Genomic DNA, 453 nt, shown 5'->3' on the forward strand with positions numbered 1-453 from the left:
TTCTTGGATCCAGTAGAAAACGCTTCATTTATGCCTTGGTTGATCGGTACTGCACTTGTTCACTCATTAATTGTGACTGAAAAACGTGGTGCGTTCCGTAATTGGACTGTATTACTGTCAATCTTTGCATTCTCACTAAGTTTGTTGGGTACCTTTATCGTACGTTCTGGTGTACTAACATCAGTGCACTCATTCGCGGCGGACCCTAGTCGTGGTATGTTTATTCTATTGCTTCTCGGTTTAGCGATTGGTGGCTCTCTAACCTTGTTCGCCTTTAGAGCGAGTGAGATGAGTAGTCCAGCTCGTTTTGAGCTTAAGTCGAAAGAGACCATGCTGCTTGTATGTAACCTGTTACTAACAGTTGCGTGTGGCACAGTATTGCTAGGTACTTTATACCCACTTCTAATCGATGCTTTAGGCATGGGTAAGATTTCTGTAGGACCTCCATACTTT

The 453-nt window shown here is 43.3% G+C and carries 1 protein-coding gene; it reads left to right on the plus strand.

Features of this window, described 5'->3' with window-relative positions; genetic code table 11:
* The coding region (locus K5R16_RS22255; RefSeq protein WP_220740605.1) for a cytochrome c-type biogenesis CcmF C-terminal domain-containing protein at positions 1-453 on the plus strand (453 nt) is incomplete at both ends.

The organism is Shewanella sp. c952, assembly GCF_019654975.1.
GTDB lineage: Bacteria > Pseudomonadota > Gammaproteobacteria > Enterobacterales > Shewanellaceae > Shewanella.